General features: G+C 31.2%; 3 protein-coding genes. All 3 read right to left on the bottom strand.

The annotated features are described in order from the left end of the window. Window positions 1-91 precede the first annotated feature (91 nt). Complete coding sequence (locus HMPREF2897_RS00555) at window positions 92-1,231, bottom strand: Rep family protein (protein WP_070592436.1); 1,140 nt, start codon at window positions 1,229-1,231, stop codon at window positions 92-94. 906 nt (window positions 1,232-2,137) lie between these two features. Continuing rightward, complete coding sequence (locus HMPREF2897_RS00550; protein ID WP_070592435.1) at window positions 2,138-2,326, bottom strand: hypothetical protein; 189 nt, start codon at window positions 2,324-2,326, stop codon at window positions 2,138-2,140. A 2-nt stretch (window positions 2,327-2,328) separates the two neighbouring features. Next, the gene (locus HMPREF2897_RS00545; protein ID WP_070592433.1) at window positions 2,329-2,748 is read right to left on the bottom strand and encodes a hypothetical protein; all 420 of its coding nucleotides are present in this window, start codon (window positions 2,746-2,748) and stop codon (window positions 2,329-2,331) included. Between the last annotated feature and the right edge of the window lie 109 nt (window positions 2,749-2,857).

Genomic DNA, 2,857 nt, shown 5'->3' with positions numbered 1-2,857 from the left:
ATATCTACATGATATACTATATTTAACAAAAATAACTATTTAAATATATCATCTAATTGCACTGATACGTTTATCTTATCCGGGATAGGTATCAGTTCTTTTTTTTCGTTTCTCTAAGTTGATAATGCGTTTTAACTTCTACTTTCTTTCCTGCTATATAATCAAATTTACCTTCAATAACTACAGGTTCATCTAATTTATTCATCTTAAACACGCTTACTTCTGCTAAATATTCCCCATCATTTACAGGCTTAACATAGCAAACTGAAGAAATACGTCTTAACAATTGATCAATTGGTTCTTTATCAAAATTGATAGAACTTTCTATGAAAAATTGTTCAGGACTATACATAGAAGTAACAAATACCACATCTGCACTTACATACTTATTAGAATATCTTGAACGAACTGAAGTCGCATTATAAGGGTCTAATAACCGAAGTAAATCAGATAATTCAATATCATCCGGTTTTATATCATCAATAATCACAACTTCTTCCCCTTTATACTCTTGAAAAGGGTCATTATTAGCAGATGTCATATAACTTGAATAGCCATAAGCTATCTTTAATTCTTCTGCTTTCTGCTTAGCATAAGCCGTCTTACCAACGCCACTATAATCGCCATATATCCATACAACTGGTATTTCCATATTCTTTCTTGCTTCAACACGTCGTTTAGAAGCAATATTCAATGCGTTGTCAATTTTCGTCTTATTCTTCGCATACAATAATGATAAATCATTATTATTTTGAATATCAGAATATTTAATACGACTTTCCAATACATCTTCTAACATCGTATCTAATGACGTACTATAATTTGCTTTCAAATTTTCAACATATTCTTGATAATCAAAATTAGCACTAACTTCATCAATCGAATATTGATATTTATGTCTATCCTTACGACCTGCATGAATAAGATATAAAAAACCTGCGTCTTTACGTTCAAAAAATTCGAAATGATTCATTTGTGTTTCATTCGTAGCCTGCATAAGTTTAGCTATAGATAATTTATTTTCACAATAGAAAAACATGTGAATATGTGGTCTTTCCAATTCTCCAGTTTCATCACTCACATCTTTATCATGAATAATAGAAGCTACTTGATACTTATCCCCTACTACTTTAAAAACATTCTTTTCTAACTCATCAAACGAATCAAATTTTATATGTTCTAAATATTGAACATACATAATTGAACGTCTATTTTTTGCCCCTGCACTCACTTATTTATCACCTCCTTTTTATATCGTAATTTCATTATACAATCATGTCCAGTAGATGTCCAGAATTATTCAAAAGAGTATAACAAAGTATAAAAATGTAAATAATAGTGTATTATTACAACCAATTTGTCCAGAGTGTAAAATGTAATGGACACATTTTTGAGTATATATAAAAATCGCTATAAATAGCGTCATAATAGGCGTTAACGCCATAGCTCGCAAATCGGCTCGCCTCTCTTAAATGACAAGCCCTCTAAGAGAGGCTGAAGTCTTGATATAAAAGGGTTTATAAAGGATTAAAGCCTTGTATTTTTAAATAAATAATGTCCAGTACCCTAGATAACTTTTGGAAAATTTCCGATGTTATGTAAACTAGAACACACATTCGCTATTTTTAAGCATAATTCATAACAAAATATCATGACCGAACTGCGATTTATACGTCAAATATCATTGACATTGGGACCCTACATCTTTAATAAATCTAAAAAATCGTAGTGAAGCAAAAGCAAAGCTTTCGCCACACTACAATTAGCTTAATTAAAGATGCCCCCCAATATAAATGAATTTGACGGCATAAATTCTCGTTCTCTACACCTAAAACGAATATACAGGTGTTCAAAATAAAAGAGCTGCAAGTGATATATAAAAAAAGCACGGTTAATATCAAACATCTAAACAAATCAAAGCAACAAAATAAAAATTAGAAAATTTCTAACGAAATGTCACAACGATTTATAAAGATAAAAAAAAGCCTGTACAATACCCCAAAGACTCACGCTAGATCATCGACTCAATTCGAAAAACTCCGTTCCGGATTCCGCAAAACGTAGTTTTACTACATGCGGTACTCATTTTCGAATACGGTCGAACGGTAGCGTAGCTTTGGTTGTACAGGCTTTTTATTTATACATAAAACGCATTGCCATTATCGTCATAACCTACTAAATCCAATTTTGATACTTCTTCTGTATAAGATGTTCCATTCTCACGTACAAGTTTCTTAATATCACTTGCAGTAATTATTTCGTCAACACCATAAACGCCATTAGGTGTTTCAAACGTCAATTGATACCCATCCATTAATTGAAGCATGCTTACTCAACCTTATCTAACTGTGTAACGTAAATTTCCAATGTTACTACTGGCTTTAAGTTTCTTGAAGTATCAACAGTCAATTGTGTCATTTCTCTATCAATCGTAATACGACACACATCATCTTCATGTAAGCCATTAAATACCGTATGTTCTTTCGCGCGTAACTGCACATCAACCATATTAAAGTCTTTATCAGTACTTTCCATTGTTGCATTTACATAAAAATACTGTGGCGGTTGTGTATCATCACGTTTAGTTTTACCATTTGCATCCTGCGTAAATACAGGCATATCATTTACAATCTCATCATCATCGTGATACTTATCGCCGATTGCGAGCAAATGAAATCTATTTTGTTCCATTTTTTCTGTAATTTCGTCTACATTAATTAATTTTCCAATATCTAATCTTTTTGCCATTATAAATACATCCTTCCAAAATTTAATTTTTAAGAATGTACCTATCCCGTTATAAACTTTGCAATTGTATATCAAATATCTACATGATATACTATATTTAACAAAAATA

The sequence above is a fragment of the Staphylococcus sp. HMSC065D05 genome, assembly GCF_001813195.1.
Classification (GTDB): Bacteria; Bacillota; Bacilli; order Staphylococcales; family Staphylococcaceae; genus Staphylococcus; species Staphylococcus epidermidis.
This window is presented reverse-complemented; position numbering and strand designations above follow the sequence as displayed.